Origin of the sequence: Pseudomonas sp. A25(2017) (assembly GCF_002001065.1) — a bacterium.
GTDB classification, from domain to species: Bacteria; Pseudomonadota; Gammaproteobacteria; order Pseudomonadales; family Pseudomonadaceae; genus Aquipseudomonas; species Aquipseudomonas kilonensis.
In genome coordinates this window covers 26,343-45,345 of the sequence record NZ_MUOA01000074.1, presented here as the reverse complement: position 1 = coordinate 45,345, position 19,003 = coordinate 26,343, and the positions used below count along the sequence as shown (strand labels likewise).

The 19,003-nt window shown below is 61.8% G+C and carries 18 protein-coding genes; 4 read left to right on the top strand and 14 right to left on the bottom strand.

The annotated features are described in order from the left end of the window. Nucleotides 1-53: 53 nt before the first annotated feature. The 8 genes from B0E42_RS18770 to B0E42_RS18735 all read right to left on the bottom strand — a co-directional run bounded on the left by B0E42_RS18770 (nt 54) and on the right by B0E42_RS18735 (nt 10,420). Entirely contained in the window at nt 54-2,429 is a 2,376-nt protein-coding gene (locus B0E42_RS18770) for an RND family transporter (RefSeq protein ID WP_053180199.1), read from the bottom strand. Between the two features lie 43 nt (nt 2,430-2,472). Beyond that, a complete protein-coding gene (locus B0E42_RS18765) occupies nt 2,473-3,525 on the bottom strand; it encodes a YCF48-related protein (RefSeq protein WP_033062598.1) in 1,053 nt (350 codons plus the stop codon). 360 nt (nt 3,526-3,885) lie between these two features. Next, nucleotides 3,886-6,543 (bottom strand): aminopeptidase N, encoded by a 2,658-nt coding sequence (gene pepN / locus B0E42_RS18760; protein WP_077507013.1) that lies wholly within the window; start codon nt 6,541-6,543, stop codon nt 3,886-3,888. A 13-nt stretch (nt 6,544-6,556) separates the two neighbouring features. Continuing rightward, on the bottom strand, nt 6,557-7,387 hold the full coding sequence (locus B0E42_RS18755; protein WP_077507012.1) for a DUF2797 domain-containing protein: 831 nt from the start codon (nt 7,385-7,387) through the stop codon (nt 6,557-6,559). Further along, nucleotides 7,384-7,644, bottom strand: coding sequence for a YeaC family protein (locus B0E42_RS18750; protein WP_018605813.1), 261 nt, complete (start codon nt 7,642-7,644; stop codon nt 7,384-7,386). Before B0E42_RS18750 ends, B0E42_RS18755 begins: the two co-directional genes overlap by 4 nt. Before the next feature lie 45 nt (nt 7,645-7,689). After that, entirely contained in the window at nt 7,690-8,562 is an 873-nt protein-coding gene (locus B0E42_RS18745) for a rhomboid family intramembrane serine protease (protein ID WP_018605811.1), read from the bottom strand. Next, nucleotides 8,559-9,533, bottom strand: coding sequence for a metallophosphoesterase (locus tag B0E42_RS18740; RefSeq protein ID WP_371915899.1), 975 nt, complete (start codon nt 9,531-9,533; stop codon nt 8,559-8,561). The genes B0E42_RS18745 and B0E42_RS18740 overlap by 4 nt, the downstream gene beginning before the upstream one ends. Then, entirely contained in the window at nt 9,530-10,420 is an 891-nt protein-coding gene (locus B0E42_RS18735; RefSeq protein ID WP_003202709.1) for an NAD(+) kinase, read from the bottom strand. Before B0E42_RS18735 ends, B0E42_RS18740 begins: the two co-directional genes overlap by 4 nt. A 105-nt stretch (nt 10,421-10,525) precedes the next feature. Between B0E42_RS18735 and B0E42_RS18730 the strand changes: the two genes are divergently transcribed. Next, nucleotides 10,526-11,491: a DUF1853 family protein gene (locus B0E42_RS18730; RefSeq protein ID WP_018605803.1), complete on the top strand. Its 966-nt coding sequence runs from the start codon at nt 10,526-10,528 to the stop codon at nt 11,489-11,491. A 103-nt stretch (nt 11,492-11,594) separates the two neighbouring features. Here B0E42_RS18730 and B0E42_RS18725 read toward each other — a convergent pair whose 3' ends face one another. Together B0E42_RS18725 and B0E42_RS18720 are read right to left on the bottom strand one after the other, a co-directional pair. Beyond that, nucleotides 11,595-12,878 (bottom strand): arsenic transporter, encoded by a 1,284-nt coding sequence (locus tag B0E42_RS18725; RefSeq protein ID WP_018605801.1) that lies wholly within the window; start codon nt 12,876-12,878, stop codon nt 11,595-11,597. Between the two features lie 227 nt (nt 12,879-13,105). Then, nucleotides 13,106-13,663, bottom strand: coding sequence for an NADPH-dependent FMN reductase (locus tag B0E42_RS18720; RefSeq protein WP_053180211.1), 558 nt, complete (start codon nt 13,661-13,663; stop codon nt 13,106-13,108). Nucleotides 13,664-13,848: 185 nt separating this feature from the next. Between B0E42_RS18720 and B0E42_RS18715 the strand changes: the two genes are divergently transcribed. Both B0E42_RS18715 and B0E42_RS18710 read left to right on the top strand, forming a co-directional pair. After that, nucleotides 13,849-14,082 carry a hypothetical protein gene (locus B0E42_RS18715; RefSeq protein WP_014339045.1) on the top strand — a complete coding sequence of 78 codons (234 nt, stop codon included), beginning with the start codon at nt 13,849-13,851 and terminating at the stop codon, nt 14,080-14,082. Nucleotides 14,083-14,169: 87 nt separating this feature from the next. Beyond that, nucleotides 14,170-15,063, top strand: coding sequence for a LysR family transcriptional regulator (locus B0E42_RS18710; protein ID WP_018605793.1), 894 nt, complete (start codon nt 14,170-14,172; stop codon nt 15,061-15,063). On the opposite strand, the gene B0E42_RS18705 is transcribed toward B0E42_RS18710, so the two are convergent. The 4 genes from B0E42_RS18705 to B0E42_RS18690 all read right to left on the bottom strand — a co-directional run bounded on the left by B0E42_RS18705 (nt 15,029) and on the right by B0E42_RS18690 (nt 18,143). Beyond that, complete coding sequence (locus B0E42_RS18705; RefSeq protein ID WP_018605792.1) at nt 15,029-15,643, bottom strand: GNAT family N-acetyltransferase; 615 nt, start codon at nt 15,641-15,643, stop codon at nt 15,029-15,031. The genes B0E42_RS18710 and B0E42_RS18705 overlap by 35 nt on opposite strands. A 197-nt stretch (nt 15,644-15,840) precedes the next feature. Next, nucleotides 15,841-16,602 (bottom strand): DNA polymerase III subunit epsilon, encoded by a 762-nt coding sequence (gene dnaQ, locus B0E42_RS18700; RefSeq protein ID WP_018605790.1) that lies wholly within the window; start codon nt 16,600-16,602, stop codon nt 15,841-15,843. Nucleotides 16,603-16,843: 241 nt separating this feature from the next. Further along, nucleotides 16,844-17,296, bottom strand: a complete 453-nt coding sequence (gene rnhA / locus B0E42_RS18695) for a ribonuclease HI (RefSeq protein WP_003180633.1) — start codon at nt 17,294-17,296, stop codon at nt 16,844-16,846. 88 nt (nt 17,297-17,384) lie between these two features. After that, entirely contained in the window at nt 17,385-18,143 is a 759-nt protein-coding gene (locus tag B0E42_RS18690) for a class I SAM-dependent methyltransferase (protein ID WP_018605776.1), read from the bottom strand. Between the two features lie 65 nt (nt 18,144-18,208). Between B0E42_RS18690 and gloB the strand changes: the two genes are divergently transcribed. Further along, complete coding sequence (gene gloB, locus B0E42_RS18685; protein WP_077507010.1) at nt 18,209-18,976, top strand: hydroxyacylglutathione hydrolase; 768 nt, start codon at nt 18,209-18,211, stop codon at nt 18,974-18,976. The last annotated feature ends 27 nt before the right edge of the window (nt 18,977-19,003 follow it).

Genomic DNA, 19,003 nt, shown 5'->3' with positions numbered 1-19,003 from the left:
ACACCGCTATCGCGAGCAAGCTCGCTCCCACATTGGGCAGGTTCTATCGTCGATCAATGAGCAAACAATGAATTGCCCTTCTGCCCCGCCAGTTTCTCAGGCTTGATCAGGAACCGCGCCAGCGCCGGCAACAGCCACAACGCGCCGAACATGTTCCACAGCAACATGAACGTCAGCATCAACCCCATGTCCGCCTGGAACTTGATGGCCGAGAAGATCCAGGTGCACACGCCGATCGCCAGGCACAAACCGGTGAACAGCACCGCCTTGCCGGTGGATTTCAGTGTCTGGTAGTAAGCCTCCTGCAACGGCAACCCGGCCCGCAGGAAACTTTCCAGGCGGCTGTAGATGTAGATGCCGTAGTCCACGCCGATGCCCACACCCAGGGCCACGACTGGCAAGGTCGCGACCTTCACGCCAATGCCCATGAACGCCATCAGGGCGTTGCCCAGCACCGAGGTCAGCACCAGCGGCAGCACGATGCACAGCGTCGCCGCCCAGGAACGGAAGGTGATCATGCACATGGTCGCCACGCAGATGTACACCAGGACCAGGATGGTCAGCTCCGATTCCTTGATCACTTCATTGGTGGCCGCCTCGATGCCGGCGTTACCGGCGGCAAGGATGAATTCCAGGCCATCGCGGTTGTTTTCCTTGGCAAAGTCCTGCACCGCCTTCACCGCGCGGTCCAGGGTCTCGGCCTTGTGGTCGTTGAGGAACACCAGCACCGGCGCCAGGGAGCAACTGTTGTTGTACAGGCCATCGGCCCGGGCAATGGAGTTGTTCAGCACGTCAGGGTTGCGCGACAGGGTCTCCCATTTCAGGTTGCCCTCGTTCATGCCCTTGATCATTTGCTTGGACACAGTCACCAGGGAAATCGCCGACTGCACCCCCTCGGTGTTCTGCATCTTCCACATCAGCTCGTCGATGGGGGCCATGGCTTCATAGCGCGAGCAACCTTCGGTCTTGGTCTTGACCATCACCACAAGTACATCGGAGCTGGTGGAATAATTGCTGATGATGAAATTGTTGTCCTGGTTGTAGCGCGAGTCCGGACGCAATTCCGGCGCGCCCTGGTCCAGGTCACCGATCTTCAGGTTCTGGCTGTACCAGAGGCCACCGCCAAAGGCGACCACCGCCAGGGCAATGGACACCGGCGCGACCTTGGCGCTGGCGAAGTTCGACAGCAGGCGCCAGAACGGATGTTCGCGGGTCGCGTCTTTCTTGCTGCGCTCGACCGCACGCTTGCTGATGCCGGCGTAGGAGATCGCCACCGGCAGCAGGATCAGGTTGGTGAACACGATCACCGCCACGCCGATGGAGGCGCCGATGGCCAGTTCGCGGATCACGCCGATGTCGATGATCAGCAAGGTGATGAAGCCCACGGCGTCCGCCAGGATCGCGATCATCCCCGGCAGGAACAGCTGCCGGAAGGTACGCCGTGCCGCCGTCAGGGCATTGTCCGCCTCGCTGGACTGCAAGGCGATGCCGTTGATTTTCTGCACCCCATGGGAAATGCCAATGGCGAAGATCAGGAACGGCACCAGCATCGAGTACGGATCCAGGCCGAAACCGGCCGCATGCATCAACCCCAGTTGCCAGACCACGGCCACCAGGGTGGTGGTCAACACCGCCACGGTGCTGCGCATGCAGTTGGTGAACCAGTACAGCAGGACCAGGGTGATGACGAAGGCCACGCCGAAGAACAGCACCACCATGATCAGGCCGTCGATCAGGTCGCCGACCTTCTTGGCGAAACCGACGATGTGGATCTGCACGTTGGGGTTCTGGGCTTCGAACTTGTTGCGGATCTTGTCTTCAAGCTCGTGGGAGAACTTCTGGTAATCCAGGGCGAGCAACTTGCCCTGGTCCTGCGGGTCGGGATAAGACTCCAGCAGCGGGATGTCGATGATGCTCGACTTGAAGTCGTTGGCCACCAGGCGCCCGACCTGGCCGGACTTGAGCACGTTGTTGCGCAGCAGGTCGAGGCTGTCGGCCGAACCGTTGTAGCTCTGGGGGATCACCTCACCACCGGCGAAGCCCTCCTCCGTCACTTCGGTCCAGCGCACGCTGGGGCTCCACAACGACTTGAGCCCGGACCGGTCGACGCCGGAGATGTAGAAGACCTCGTCGTGGATCTGGCGCAGGGTCTCCATGTATTCCTTGGAGAAGATGTCGCCGTTGGTGGCTTCCACGGAAATGCGCACCGTGTTGCCCAGGTTCGCCAGGTCGTTGCGGTGCTCGAGCATCTTCTGGATGAAGGGGTGCTCGAGGGGGATCATTTTTTCGAAACTGGTGGAGGGCCGGATCAGCGTGGCCTGCCAGAACAGGAAAACGCTGACCAACAGGCAAATGATGATCACTGCCGGGCGGTTGTTGAAAATCAGGCGCTCGAGGAACGTCGCCTTGTCTTGGTGATGACTGCTCATGGGTTCCGCCTTCTTGTTTTTGTGCCCGTCTTGCAGGACTGACTCATTTGCTCAGTTCGGCGCCGGTGGACGTGGTGGCACGCACGCCGCCTTGCCCCGCCAGGATCAGGTTGCCGTTGCCTGCCGCCGTGACGGCTGCCACGGAAATCCGGTCCGGGCGGTTGAACACGCTGAAGGTCTCGCCGTCGTCGGTACTGCGCACCACGCTGCCGCCGTTGCCGACAATCACGATGGAACCGTCCGCCAGCAGCGTGGCGCCTGACAGGCCGAACTCCAGGGCACCGCGTGCGGCCTTGAGCTCGACCTGCTCCCACGTGCCGCCGAAGTCAGTGGAACGATACAGGTTGCCGCGCAAGCCGTAGGCCAGCAGCGTCGACGGCTGGGCGGTGCCGATGACCCCGAACAGCGAGCCTTCGTACGGGCCTTCGACTTTTTCCCAGGTCTGGCCCCCGTCGGCGGAGCGGAACATGCTGCCGGCCTCACCGACAATGAACAGCCCGGCGTCTTTCACGGCGGCTATCGCATTGAGGTGGAACTGGTCTTCGTTTTCGAGGCGGTCGCTGGCGTCTTCCCAGTGCTTGCCGCCGTCGGTGGTTTCCAGCAGTGCGCCGTAGGCACCCACGGCGAAACCGTTGCTGGCGTCCTTGAACCAGACATCCAACAGCGGCGCTTCACGGGTGAGGTCTTCGAATTGCTTGGTCCAGGTGCTGCCACCGTCATCGCTGGCGAGGATCTGCGCGTCGTGCCCCACGGCCCAGCCGTGTTTGTCATCGACGAAAAATACCGCGGTGAGCAGTTGGCGAGTCGGCACCTTGGCCTGGGTCCAGGACGTGCCCTGGTCGTCGGAATAGACAATGTGCCCACGGTCACCGACCGCCACCAGGCGCTGGCCGGCGTGGACCACATCGAGCATCAGGGTTTTGCTGGCCTTGGCCGACTCGACGGAATAGATGACATCGGACGTCGACGCCGCAACAGCCATCACCGGTGCCGACAATACCGCAGAGCCCAGCAGCGAGAGCGCCGAAGCCAGCAACGCAACTCTGCGCAGCATCGGCGGCCGGCTGCGGCCCACAGCCATGACAGGCTCATTCATAGACCTTTCCCCCATTATTATTGTTATGGCTTGGTGTGTTGCCAGTCCTGGAGCATAGTCCTGAAACCTGCAATCTAGAGCCACTTCGGAAGCTGATCTATCCTATCGGGCTTTCGAAAGGTCTGACAATCGACGCCGCGTTATCTTTTGTTAACCACGGGGCTATTGGCCAAGGGTGAATCAGAAGACATTCGCGAAGGTGATGAATGTGGCGAGGGGATTTATCCCCGTTGGGCTGCGCAGCAGCCCCAAAGCAGTGAACTCAGTTTTCCTGACACACCGAGTTGCATGGTTTGGGGGCTGCTTCGCAGCCCAGCGGGGATAAATCCCCTCGCCACAAAAAGGCAATGCGCAGCCCGGTCACGCCAGGCTCTTGCTCACCACTTCGAACACATCGGCGGAAAGCGCGCCGGAGGCCAGGATGCGCTCCAGCTCGGCTTTCATCAGCGCCTGGCGGGCGCTGTCGTATTTGCGCCAGCGAGTCAGCGGCGCCAGTTGCCGGGAGGCGATCTGCGGGTTGAAGCCATTGAGCTGGATGACCAGGTCCGCCAGGAAGCGATAACCCGAGCCGTCAGCGGCGTGGAAGTTGATCAGGTTCTGCCCGGCAAACGCCCCCAGCAGCGCCCGCACCTTGTTCGGGTTCTTGATATTGAACGCCGGGTGCTCCATCAATGCCTTGACCCGCGCCAGGCCACCCGGCAACGGGCTGCCGGCCTGGACGCTGAACCATTGGTCCATGACCAGTGGGTTGCCCTTGAAGTTTTCCGCAAACACTTCCAGGGCCTTGGCCTTCTCGGCTTCGAATGGCGAGTTGACCAGCACCGCCAGCGCGGTCAGGCGCTCGGTCATGTTGTCGGCGGAGTCGAACTGCTCAAGCGTCGCACTCAGCACCTCAGGCTTGCCGGTGAGCATCAGGTACGACAGCGCGATGTTCTGCAATGCGCGGCGGGCGAAATGCTCGGCCTCGGCCACGTAAGGCGTTTTCTTCGACAGGTCGCGGTTGGCTGCATAACGCAGCCAAAGGGCTTCGAACAGGTTCTCGGCCAACTGCTGACGGGCGAAGTCACGGGCGACATGAATCGCCTCGACGTCGGCCACTTCGCTGATCTCCGTCAGGTAGGCTTCGCTTGGCAGCGAGAGCATTTCGGCGACCATGGCCTGGTCCAGGGACTCGTCCGACAGCACGCTGCGCAGTGCACTGACCAGGCGCGGATCCAGCGTCAGGCTGGCGCCCTGCTGATGCTGGGCGATCAGTTCCTGCAGCACCTGTACCGACAACTGCTGGCCGGCATCCCAGCGGTTGAAACCGTCGCTGTCGTGTTGCATGAGGAACATCAACTGGTCGCGGTTGTACGGGAAGCTCAGCTTCACCGGCGCCGAGAAACCACGCAGCAACGAAGGCAGCGGCTGTTCAGCGACATCGACGAAAGTGAAGGTCTGCTCGGCTTCGGTCACCGAGATCACTCGGGACGTGCCATCTGCCGCGGCTTCACCGACCAGGCGCAGAGGGATTTCAGCACCCTTGCTGTCCAGCAGGCCGAGCTCCACGGGAATCACGAACGGCAGCTTTTCCTGCTTGTCCGGGGTCGGCGGGCAACTCTGGCTGAAGGTCAGGCTGTAGGTCTTGGCAGCGGCGTCATAAGACTCGCTCACCGCCAGCCGTGGTGTACCGGCCTGGCTGTACCAGCGCTTGAACTGGGCCAGGTCGACGCCGTTGGCATCTTCCATGGCCTTGATGAAGTCGTCGCAGGTCACGGCCTGGCCGTCGTGGCGTTCGAAGTACAGGTCACTGCCCTTGCGGAAACCCTCAGGCCCCAGCAGGGTGTGGATCATGCCAACCACTTCCGAGCCCTTTTCGTACACGGTCAGGGTGTAGAAGTTGGATATCTCGATAAAGCTGTCCGGACGCACCGGGTGCGCCATGGGGCCGGCGTCTTCGGCGAACTGGTGGGTACGCAGGTACGCCACGTCCTGGATGCGCTTGACCGTGGCAGAGTTCATGTCGGCCGAGAACCCGGCGTCGCGGAACACCGTGAAACCTTCCTTGAGCGACAATTGGAACCAGTCGCGACAGGTCACGCGGTTGCCCGACCAGTTATGGAAGTATTCGTGGGCAACGATCGCCTCGACCCGCTGGTGCGCGGCATCGGTGGCGGTTTCGGCGCGGGCCAGCACGGCGCTGGAGTTGAAGATATTGAGGCCCTTGTTCTCCATGGCACCCATGTTGAAGTCGTTGACCGCGACAATCATGAAGATGTCCAGGTCGTACTCGCGCCCGTATACCTCTTCGTCCCAGCGCATCGACTTCTTCAGGCTGGTCATGGCGTGCTGGCATTTGTCGATGTTTTCCGGCTCGACATAGATGCGCAGCGCTACGGTGCGCTCGCTCAGGGTGGTGAAGGTGTCTTCGACGCACCACAGGTCGCCGGCCACCAGGGCAAACAGGTAGGCAGGCTTCTTGAATGGGTCTTCCCAGGTTGCCCAGTGCCGGCCGTCTTCGCCGGGGCCGCTGGCAATCGGGTTGCCGTTGGACAGCAGCACCGGATAGCTGTGCTGCTCGGCCACCACGGTGGTGGTGAACGTGCTCATCACATCCGGGCGGTCGAGGTAATAGGTGATCTTGCGGAAACCCTCGGCCTCGCACTGGGTGCAGAACATGCTGCCGGATTTGTACAAACCTTCCAGGGCGGTGTTGGTTTCCGGGTGGATCCGGACGGTGGTGTCGACCGTGAAGGCCTGGGCCTTGGGGTGAACGGTCAGGTGACTGTCGTCCAGTTGATAGTCGCCCTGCCCCAGGTCGGCGTCGTCGAGCTTGAGCGAGAGCAGTTCCAGGTGCTGGCCATCGAGCACCAGCGGCGGCAGCCCGGCACCGCGCTCGGGGTTGCGGCGCATCACCAGTTGCGCATGGACCAGGCTGTGGTCCTCGAACAACTCGAAGGTCAGGTGTGTTTCGTCGATCAGGTACTCGGGCGCCTGATAGTCCTTGAGGTAAATCATCTTCGGTTGTTCGGTGCGCATGGGTCGAATCCTTCTACTGATGCACGGCGAGCTGGTAGGCCGTGTATTTACGAATGTTGATCACGCCGGTGTCAAAAATCAGGTACTGGCCCTTGACCCCCAGCAGCGTGCCTTCGGCAATCGGGTTCTTGTCCAGGTTGAAGCTGACGATCTTGGCCGGGTATTGCTCCACCGGATAACGGATCTCGATGGGTTCGACGTCCGCTATGGTCTGGATCGCTTGCAGGCCGAATCGTTCCTGCAAGCCCTGCAATCCCTCGGCGCAGCTTTCGAACAGCGCGTCGCGGATCGCCGGCAGGTCCACCGCCACGGCGTCGCCCTTGAGCAAGGCGCGCCAGTTGGTCTTGTCCGCCACCTGGCTGCGGAACAGGTCCTCGACAAACCCCGATTGCTGGCGGGTGGCGACCCGCAGGATCGGCAGCGCCTGGCTGGCGCCCTGATCCAGCCAACGGGTCGGCAACTGCGTGGCGCGGGTGATGCCGACTTTCACGCCCGAGGAATTGGCCAGGTAGACCACATGATCGGTCATGCAGAACTGCTCGCCCCAAGCTGGATCACGGCAGGTGCCGGCGTCGAAATGGCAACGCTCGGGGCTCATGATGCACAGGTCGCACTGGGCCAGCTTGGTCATGCACGGGTAGCAATAACCCTGGCTGAAGCTGGTCTTGGTCCGGCGTCCACAGTGGGTGCAGTGGATCGCACCGAGGTACTCCAGGCGTATCGTGCTGCCAATCAACGGGTTGACCGGCACCTCGACGTCGTCCAGGCGAAAGGCGTATTGAACGGTCGGCCCGTCAAGGCGCGCCGACATCTTGCTGATTGCACCGCGGCCAATCTCGATCAATGGATGGCGTCCGACTTGAACAGGATATTTGGCACTTCGGTCGATTTCGAATGGCATTCCTGCGCGCCCATGTAACCGGTGCGCTCGTCTTCGGGCAGGTTCTGGATTTCCCAGGCGATCATAGCCTGCAGCGACAGCTCGCGCTGCTCGGCGGTGAGTTTGTTGCCATCGGCCCATTTACCGATTTCCACCGCCTGTTTCAGGCTCTGGTAGATGTCGGGGGTGATGTTCTTGATCATTTCGTTGAAGGAAGACATGGGTTCTCCGCGCAATCGCGCATTTTCAAAAGGCACAGGCGCCGGTCAAAGGGCCATTTTACGGCGAGCGAACAGTCCGCCCAACAACCCCGTGAAGCAGCCGACGAGCAGCCCGCCGACGTGAGCCGCATTGGCGATTTCACCGAAACCGATCAGCGAAACCAGCCCGGACAGGCACAGCAGCAACCACACCAGCATCATCACCAGCACCCCACGGGGCAAGTGATAGGCCGGGTTCGGTGCAAGCAGTTGGTAGATCCAGCAATGGCCCAGCAGGCCGTACAGCACCCCCGACAAGCCGCCGAACAACGTCGGGCCGCTGAAAAAGTACTGGGCGAAATTGGAGACGAGGCTGAACAGCAGCGTCAGCCCCAACAAGTTGATACCACCCTGGCGCGCTTCGATCCGTCGTCCCAGTTCCCAGTACCACATGCCGTTCATGGCGATGTGCAGGAAGCCAAAGTGAATCAGCATCGGCGTTACCAGCCGCCACCACTGCCCCGCCGCCAGGCTATCGGCCAACGGTGTGAACTGGATGTAGTCGCCAACGATGCGAAATTCGAGGAAGGTCAACCAGCGCAGGGTCTCGAGATTATCCCCCAGCAGGGTGACCGCGCTGACGATCAGGCTCAGCAACAGCACCAGGGCCGTCACTGGACTGCGGGTCAGTTGCTGGACGAACCCCGCTCGCCGGGAAGTGCCGCCCGTGTCCGGCAGTTCCAACTGCTGATCGGGATCGCCGGCGGGAAAACGTGCGTACAACGAACGCACATCCTCACTGATTTCATCCGGCACCCAGAGCACCTGCTCGCCCGCCTCTTCGCTGACACGATGGGGGACCTGCATGCGTTGCAGCAGCTTGACGAAGCCGCTCAGGTCGACTGCCAGGGGCAGGCGCAGAACCGCGACGACACTCATTGCACCACCTCCGGCCGCTCGACATCGACCCAGACAAACTTGTGCGGATCCAGGCGGGTTTCCTGGTCGAGGCGGTAGGCGACCAGCTTGCCGTAGAGCACCGCACTGTAATCCAGGCAGGCCAGGTTCAGGCGAATGGGCGCGGGCTTGCCGCTGCGCCAATAGTGGCCGACGAACAGCAACGGTTCATGGACGCCATAGCGCAGCAGGTTGTTTTTTTCATCCGGCGACAGTGGCGTGCGGGCCACCGGTTCCGGCAAGGCGTCGGGCTGGAACACGATGTCGCCGTAGGTCTGCGGGTTGTCTTCCCAGAACTTGGTGCGGAAAAACGAACGGGTCAGGCCATCGCCACCGGTCAGCGTCAGGCCATGGGGCAGGCGCATGTCCGTGCCGCGCAGCAAACGGTCGAACACCGTGCAGGCAAAACTGCCCGGTTGCGCCGAGGCCTGGAGGAAATGTTCGTCGACACAACCATCCGGGAACAGGCCACGCAGCGGTTCGATCAGGCCCGCATCCCAACAGGCATGCACCACCCGGAACCGGCCGGCGTCGACAAACAGCGGCAGCTCATAGAACCACTTGAGAAAGTCATGCCAGTCGCCGGGATGCTGCTCGAACTGGGTCAGGGTTTCGTTGAGCAGGCGGGCGTGGCGTGGCGTGTGTTCGCGCACGTAGCGCTGGCCGCTGCCCGGCAACGCCGGTGTGCTCCAGCCCAGGGCGTTGAACTCGTGGTTGCCCATGATGCACAGTGCCTGGCCGGCCACGACCATGTCGTGGACGATGTGCAGCGCCTCGCGAATCCGCGGGCCACGGTCGATGATGTCCCCCAGGAACACAGCCATGCGCGACGGATGCCGCCAGACCCCGCCCTGCTTGTGGTAACCGAGTCGGTCCAGCAGGTGTTCCAGGGTCAGGGCGCATCCGTGCACGTCACCGATCAAATCGTAACTGCGCGCAGGATCGAGCATCAGTCGCCTCCACCCCCCAACCGACTGCCCCAGCCGAGCTTGGTCCGGCAGACTTCATAGTAATTGTGATCCAGCGGATGGATCAGACGCAGCTTCTGCGCTTTTTTGCTGACGGTGATGGTGTCACCCGGCGCGCAGGTGAAATGGTTCTGGCCGTCACAGGACACTTGCGGGTAGATCTGCATATCCTTGGACACGACGATTTTCAGCTCACTGTTGCCATCGACCACAATCGGTCGCCCAGACAAGGTATGGGGGTACATGGGCACAATCACAATAGCGTCGAGCTTGGGGTGCATGATCGGTCCGCCGGCCGACAGCGCGTAGGCCGTGGAACCGGTCGGGGTCGCGACGATCAGGCCGTCGGCCTTCTGGCTGCAGACGAACTGGCCGTCGATGTACAGCTCGAACTCGATCATGCGCGTGGATTTACCAGGGTGCAGCACCACGTCATTGAGGGCATCGCCCTGGCCGATGGCTTCGGCGTGACGACGGACCTCGGCCTGCAGCAGGAAGCGGTTTTCCACCAGGTAGTGGCCGTCCAGCACCTCGGCGACCTTGGTTTCCAGCTCATCAGGACGAATATCGGTAAGGAACCCCAGGCTGCCCCGGTTGATCCCCAGCACCGGGATATTGTGCCGCGCCAGGGCCCGGGCGGCCCCCAGCAGGCTGCCGTCGCCGCCGACCACGATGACCATGTCGCAGACCTCGCCCAGCATCTTGCGCGACGACGTCTGCAAGCCATGGCCCGGCAAGACTTCGGCGATGGTATCTTCGAGGATCACATGCAGGTGCCGCTCCAGGAGGAAACGTTTGAGACGGCGAACGGTGTCCAGCACCTGCGAACTGCCCAGGCGACCGATGATGCCGATATTGCGAAATTGCTCCATGAGGCTCCTGCGAGGGTCTGCGGCGGGCGAAAAACACGATTATGGGCGAAAGCGCTCCATAGACAAAATCCTTTAAGCCTTCGTCGCAGCAGCTATGCTCGCAAAATGATCCTGTTCCCTGAATTGCTGGACTTGCCCCGCCGCCTTCGCCATCCCGAAGTGCGCGACCTCGCGTGGGCGATCATCGCCCCGCCGATGCTCATCGACACGCCCTGGCCCCAGCGCCATCCCCTGGCCGGCAGTGACTGGGTACAGGAGCCTGGTCGACTGGAGCACTGGCTGCGGCAACTGGACCGTGACAGCTACCCACTGCTGCACTGCCTGTCCCAAGGGCGGACACGCCGCCTGGGCCTGTATTACGAAAGGCTGTGGCAGTTTGCCGTGCAGCAGGCCCCGGGTATCGAGTTGATCGCCGCGAACCTGCCGATCCGACGCGAAGGCCATACGCTAGGTGAATTGGACCTGCTGCTGCGTGATCGCGACGGCATCCATCACCTGGAACTGGCCATCAAGTTGTACCTCGGCCCCCAGCACGGTAACGGCCTGGACGCCGCGCAATGGCTGGGCCCGGGTTGCCATGACCGGCTCGACCGCAAGCTGGCGCATCTGCGCGAACACCAATTACCAATCTCGGCCCGCCCGGAAAGCCGCGACGCCCTGGCGGCACTGGGTATCGAGCCCTCAGGCATCGAACTGTTTCGCTCCGAACTCTGGCTGGGCGGGTATTTGCTGTACCCCTGGCCGGGCGAGGCCGAACCGCCGGCCGGCGCCCACCCCAGGCATTTGCGCGGTCACTGGCTGCATCAACGGGACTGGCTTGCGTTCATCGCCCAACATCCGCCGGGTCGCTGGCAACCCCTGCCCCGCGCCGCCTGGCTGGCCCCGGCGCATTATCCGGCCGAGCAGACCTGGAGCACTGCGCAACTGGAGGCCTGGCGACTGGACCTGGACCCGATGGCGCCGGCACAACTGATGGTGCGCCTGACTGAAAATACCGAGGGCGAGTGGGAAGAAGCTGAGCGGGTGTTCCTGGTGGCCGATCTCTGGCCGAATGTGCCGGGTAATGGTTGAGTCTTGTACTGCCTGAACGGCCGTCTTCGCGAGCAAGCCCGCTCCCACATTGGAATGCACTCTCCTGTGGGAGCGGGCTTGCTCGCGAAGGGGCCGCTACGGTTTAGAGTGACAACCGCACCGCCAGCGCCGCCAAGGTCACCAGCAACACCGGCAGCGTCAGCACAATCCCGACCTTGAAGTAATACCCCCAGCCGATCTGGATGTTCTTGCGTTCCAGCACATGCAGCCACAGCAAGGTCGCCAGGCTGCCGATCGGGGTGATTTTCGGGCCCAGGTCGCTGCCGATGACGTTGGCGTAGATCATCGCCTCCTTCACCACCCCGGTGGCCTGGCTGGCGTCGATGGACAGGGCGCCGATCAGCACCGTTGGCAAATTGTTCATGACCGACGAGAGCAACGCCGTCAGCAGGCCTGTCCCCATGGCCGCACCCCACACGCCATATTCGGCGAAACCGTCGAGCCATTGGGCCAGGTAGCCGGTCAGCCCGGCATTGCGCAGGCCATAGACCACCAGGTACATGCCGAGGGAGAAGATCACGATCTGCCAAGGCGCTTCCTTCATCGCCTTGCGGGTGGAAATCTTGTGGCCACGGGCCGCGACGGCCAGCAGCAGCGCAGCGCAGACCGCCGAGATCGCGCTGATGGGAATCCCCAGTGGCTCCAGGGCAAAGCAGCCCAGCAGCAGGATCACCAGCACCACCCAGCCGGCATAAAACGTTGCCTTGTCGTGGATCGCCGTCGCCGGATCGTCCAGTTGCTCGGGGTCGTAGTCACCCGGAATGTCGCGACGAAAGAACCACATCAATATCGCCAGGCTCGCCGCCACGCTGACCAGGTTCACCGGCACCATGACCGCCGCGTAGCGGTTGAAACCAATGCCGAAGAAGTCCGCCGAGACGATGTTCACCAGGTTCGACACCACCAGCGGCAGGCTCGCGCTGTCGGCAATGAAACCGGCACCCATCACGAATGCCAGGGTCGCCGCCGGGGAAAACCGCAACGCCAGCAGCATCGAAATCACGATGGGCGTCAGGATCAACGCCGCCCCGTCATTGGCAAACAGGGCCGACACCAGCGCCCCCAGCAGCACCATGAACGCAAACAGCTTGTGCCCGCTGCCCTTTCCCCAACGGGCCACGTGCAAGGCCGCCCAGGCGAAAAAGCCGGCCTCGTCCAGCAGCAGGCTGATGATGATCAGCGCGACAAACGTACCGGTGGCGTTCCAGATGATCTGCCAGACCAGCGCAATGTCGCCGACCTGCACCACCCCGCTCAACAACGCCAGCAGCGCGCCGAGCGTCGCGCTCCAGCCGACGCCAAGCCCCTTGGGCTGCCAGATCACCAGCGTAATGGTCAGCAGGAAAATCAATGACGCGATGAGCATGCACAACAGCCTTGGAAGGTTGATTGAAAAGAGGGAGTCAGACGTGACAAAGAACGGTCTGGTGGTGCGACGGGGCGAATATATCCCACTGTGGGAGCAAGGCTTGCCCGCGATGAAGATATCGCGGTTCGACTGTTAAACCGCGGTGCGGCCATCGCGGGCAAGCCTTGCCCCCACAGAACATCACTTCGCCACAGAAGTGATTGGCTTGAAGTTGCGCAAAGGTATCAAACCTTCTTGTGTTGCTCGACCCACTTGCCGTAGGCATCGATGAATTTCTGCAGGATGGGCCGTACCGAGTCCGACAGGTTGCCCGCCTCGTCAAATGCCGTCCCGGCACCGCTCAGGTAGGCTTCCGGCTGCTGCATGCAGGGCACGTCAAGGAATACCAGCGACTGGCGCAAATGGTGGTTGGCACCGAAACCACCCATGGCGCCCGGTGAAGCACTGATCACCGCGCCCGGTTTACCGCTCAGGCAACTCTGGCCGTAGGGACGCGAGCCGACGTCGATGGCGTTTTTCAACGGCGCCGGCACCGAGCGGTTGTACTCAGGCGTGACGAACAACAAAGCATCAGCCGCACCCACCTGCTGACGGAATGTGGTGTAGGCTGCCGGCGGTGTCACATCAATGTCTTCGTTATAAAGTGGCAACTCGCCGATCTCGACAATGTTCAGCTTGAGGTTGGCGGGCGCCAGGTCAGCCAGTGCCAGCGCGACCTTGCGGTTGATCGATGCCTTGCGCAGGCTGCCCACCAAAACGGCCACTGTGTAGACATTACTCATGAGAGGCTTCTCGACTATCGGCTCAAAGGAGCCTGTAGTTATAGATGATCGGGGTGACAATTGGACCAGTGGAGCGACGAAAACCTGTCGGCTGGACTATTTTTTTCATGTAGGAAAACTTACCACGCTTGACCAGGGTCTACAGAACCGCAAATCGAGTGATTTATTTCCAGAGGTTCTAAGCAATGGCAGCAGTACTTGTCGGACAATTTCATGCGCGGGACGCCGAAGGTCGCGTCTATTCGGTGCATGAGTTCCAGGAATCGACCCCGTCACCCGACGGAAACGGCAAGGAGCCTGTCACCACTTACAAGCTGGCGATCGGTGATCGAGTCAAGAAACTCAACGAGGACGAGTTTGAATTGGTGCAGACCGGCATCAAGTTGACGCGCGAACCCGAAACACAAATAGCGCTATAACCTGTTGGTTATTAGCAGAAGTCATGCCCGGACTTGGGTTAGGATTCAGCCACTCAATGGCTCACCCGCCGAACATGGACTTCTTGCATGCGTTTACGCCACATCGAAGTGATCCAGGCGCTGCTGCAGACCGGTCACCTCGGCACGGCGGCCGAATGGCTGCAACTGCCGGTGACAGAGGTCGAGGCGATCCTGCGCGATGCCGAGGCCCAGCTGGGCTTCATGCTGTTTGCCAGCGTGCGCGGGCGCCTGCAGGCCACCCGGGAAACCCTTGAACTGCGCGACGGCATCACGCGGGTGTACGACACCCTCGAACCGGTGCAGCGCCTGGCCAGCAGCCTGAAACACTATCAGGCACCACCCTTGCGCATTATCTGCACCCCGCCACTGGCCCAGCAGTTGTTGCCCCAGAGCATCGCCGCCTTGCGTCGCCGCCATCCGGATGCGCCTTGCACCCTGCTCAGCCAACCGACCCGCGACATCGTCCACAGCCTGCTGTTGCGTGAAAGCGACCTGGGCCTGAGCCTGCACGACCCTGAACACCCCGACATCCATTGCCAGATGATCGCCCAGGGCAAACTGCAATTGCTGGCACCTCACGGCTGGCTGCAACCACGACAAAAATACATTTCGCTCCAGGACCTGGCGGGCCAGCCGTTGGTAGGCCTGGATGGCCATGACCCGTTGAGCCCTGCGTTCGAGCATAAATTGGCGGCACTGCGTCCGGCGCCGATGATCCAGATCCGCGTCCAGACCCATCAGATGATGCGCGCCATGGTCGAGGCCGGCGAGGGCCTGGCCATCGTCGACCCGTTCACCGCCTCGGGGGCCAAGGGCAGTGGCCTGGACGTCTGCCCGGTATCGCCCGCCATCGCGATTGGCCTCTATGCCCTGAGCCTGAACGGCACGCCGCCCTCACCCACCCTCCAGTCGCTGCTGGAACGGGTTACGGAACAAGCCGAGGCGTTGTTGAACCACTGATCGACATGCCCAGCGGATCGTCGAACAGTCGGTACCAGAACAGCGCCACTTCGGCGGTATGCCGGTCAATGCCGCGATAGCGCAGGTGATCGATACCGCCGAGCACGTAACCGCAACGCTCATAGAGTCGGCAGGCGCCCAGATTGTTGTTCTGGGTCTCGAGCATGATGCCCGGCAGCTTTTTCTTGCGGCTCCAGAACTGGGCGACATCGAGCAATGCCTTGGCTACTCCGTGGCGACGGGCTGGGGCGTGTACCGCCAACTCGTCGATGTGGGCATAGCCGTTCCAGTTGGTACTGACCACCAGATGCCCCACGGGCTGATCATCGAGATAAGCCATGAAGATCTCGCTGTCCGGGGCATCGCGGAAGCTGCTGAACTCCTCGGGATCGATGCCATAGCACTTGCGATAGGGAACAATAGGTGTCACCGCCCACTGGCTGACGGGCCGGCCGATCTGCGCCGTCCCGTAGTCGTTGACTTCGAAGCTGAAGTCACTGCCCCAGATATAGGCGGCAAAGCCGTCATCGACGACGCGCACCGACAACCCGGGGTGCTTGGGATTCATGACCGGTTGCATACTGGGGAAGGTCCTCATTCCTTGAGACAACCAACGGCGTGGTGCCATCCATTGCCCTTGCCTTTCAAATCTTCACACATCAAGCGGGATCCGTAGCCTGCCCGTTACCTCAGGGTAGAAGGTCGTGGCGATTGTGGCGAGAAATGAACGATGGATAACCTTGTGGGAGCGAGCTTGCTCCCACAGGAAGGGTTTCATCAGTGCGTGGCGGCCTGCGCCTCGGCCAACTGCGTCCACAATGCCGGAGCACCTGCGGACTTGGCGATGGCTTCCAGACGCGCGGCATGTTCGGCCAGGTCGCTTTCGCTGGCGCGGATAATCCGCGATGGCTGGCGCTCAGCGGGCAAACGGCGAATCTCCGAGGCCTGGTTGCCGGAGCCTTCGCCAGTACCGTTGCCGTCCGAGGCGTTGCCGGCCAGGGACAGGCTGGTCTGGCCGCCGGTCATGGTCAGGTAGACGTCGGCCAGGATCTCGGAGTCGAGCAAGGCGCCGTGCAGTTCACGACCGGAGTTGTCGACGCCGTAGCGCTTGCACAAGGCATCGAGGCTATTGCGCTGCCCAGGGTGGCGTTCCCGGGCCATCATCAGGGTATCGAGAATGGTGCAATGCTGGGTAATGTCGGCCCGGTCGTGCTGGCCCATCAGGGCGAATTCGTTGTTGATGAACCCGACGTCGAACGCCGCGTTGTGGATGATCAACTGCGCGCCCTGGATGAATTCGAAGAACTCATCGGCCACTTCGGCGAAACGCGGCTTGCCCACCAGGAATTCGTTGGTGATGCCGTGGACGCCAATGGCGCCCTCGTCGCTTTCGCGGTCCGGTTGCAGGTACACATGGAAATGGCGACCGGTCAGGCGTCGGCCGATCAGCTCGACACAACCGATTTCAATAATCCGGTGACCATCGGTCACCGGCATGCCGGTGGTTTCGGTATCCAGTACTACAGATCTGTTGGCCATCAGTGTTCAGCTCTCAGCGGGCAGTCTTGCAAAAGCGCGGATGTTAACACGCTCTTGTCGCAAGGGGATTTACCTGGGAGCCAGGCTCTTGCAAGCAAGTGATGAACGAGAGCAAACACTGTGGGAGCAAAGCTTGCTCGCGATGAAGATCATGCGGTCTTTCAGGAAAACCAGGGCGCCTGTGTCGCGAGCAAGCTTTGCTCCCACACAAGCGCCCTGGCCACAGGGGCGCAACCGAGAATCAAGCCTGCTTGTAGCCCCGCACCTCATCGACCCCACGATTGGCCAACTGGTCGGCCCGTTCGTTGCCGTGGTGGCCGATGTGGCCGCGCACCCATTTCCAGGTGACGTTGTGGCGGTTGACCTGTTCATCCAGCAGCTTCCAGAGGTCGGCGTTTTTTACCGGCTCCTTCGCCGCCGTCTTCCAGCCACGTTTCTTCCAGTTGGCCATCCACTCGTTGATGCCTTTCATGACGTACTGCGAGTCGGTCACCAACAACACATCGCAGGACCGCTTGAGCTCTTCCAGGCCTCGGATGGCGCCCATCAGCTCCATGCGATTGTTGGTGGTATTGGCTTCGCCGCCCCAGAGTTCCTTCTCCACGCCCTTGCACACCAGCAACGCGCCCCAGCCGCCCGGACCGGGGTTGCCCTTGCAGGCGCCATCAGTGAAGAGTTCTACGCTATCGCTCATGCCAATCTATCCAGAAAAAATGCAAAGGCCCGCCGATCGGGCCCGACAACACCCGCAGCCCATTACCGGCAAGAACCCTCGAAAAAGGTTACGGCTCGATGTGGCGACGATTGACCTTGGCCATTGGCAAGGGAATCAACTTGCCCATCGGCTCGCGTCGCACCTGACGCACCGGGCGCAGTCCGACCGCGATCTTGCGCGCCACCAGCAGGTAGAAACCGCCGCCGGACAGCTGCCAGTCACCGGCCTTGCGCTCCCAGCCGGCCAGGCGCGCCTGCCACTTGGGCGACGCAAGCGGCGGACGATAGCACCCGAAGCGGCGTTTCTCCAGCGCAAAACCCAGCAGGTTGAGCCAGTCACCGACCCTCGACGCCGAGATGCAGCGGGCCTGGCGCAAGGCGTCGTGGGCAAACACATGACGCAACCCCCAAGTGCTCCAGGGGTTGATGCCGATGATCAACAGATGCCCGCCGGGGCGCACGCTGCTGGCGGCTTCACGCAACAAACCGTGGGGTGACAGGCAGAAATCCAGGCCGTGCTGCATGACCACCACATCGGCGGCATGTTCGCTCAACGGCCAGGCCTGCTCCTCGCAGACGATTTCCACCCCGGGCAACGGCGCCCCCAGGCGTACGTTGCGCTGGACTTGCGGTGCCGACGGCGGGGTTTGCGCCGAGGGCCCGTAGTGCACCAGGTAGCCGCCGAAGAACCGGCCCAACTCGTCTTCGAGCATGCGCCGTTCTTCATCCAGCAAAAATTGCCCGACAGGGCCGGACAGCCATTCACGGGCGGCGCTGATCAACGCCAGCCAGTCAGGATCAGCCTGAGCGAACGCTTCATCGGTCATTGCATTCTCCAACGCGTCAGGAAGTTCTAAGATGCGCCTTTGTTTTCCGCTTGGCGAATTCCACGATGATACAGATCAGTGCCCTGCCCGCATTCACCGATAACTACATCTGGTTGTTACAGGACCACGCCACCCAGCGCTGCGCCGTGGTCGACCCGGGTGACGCCGCACCGGTGCAGGCCTGGCTCGAGGCCCATCCGGGCTGGGTCCTGAGCGATATCTTGATCACCCATCATCACCATGATCATGTCGGCGGCGTCCAGGCGCTGAAGCATGCGACGAACGCCACCGTTTACGGCCCGGCCAGCGAAAACATCCCGGCGCGGGACCAGGCCCTGCATGACAACGACCAGGTCAGCGTGCTCGGCTGGGACTTCGATGTCTACGCCGTGCCTGGCCATACCCTGGGGCACATCGCCTACTACCACCACGGCCTGCTGTTCTGTGGCGATACCCTGTTCGCCGCCGGTTGCGGTCGGCTCTTCGAGGGCACGCCTGCGCAAATGCACCACTCGCTCAGTCGCCTCGCCGCCCTGCCTGAAGATACGCTGGTCTACTGCACCCACGAATATACCCTCAGCAACCTGAAGTTCGCGGCCGCCGTGGAGCCCGGCAACCCGGACATCGTCGCCCGCCTGGAAAAAGTCAGCCGGCAACGCAGCGAAGGCATCATGACGCTGCCCTCGACCCTGGCCCTGGAAAAACTCACCAATCCGTTCCTGCGCACGACTGAAACATCCGTTAAACAAAAAGCAGACGAACGGAATGGCCAGCGAAACCAGACGCCGAGTGAGGTTTTTGCGGCCTTGAGGGCTTGGAAAGATACGTTCTAAGGCAGCTATCGATTGATACAAAAATTC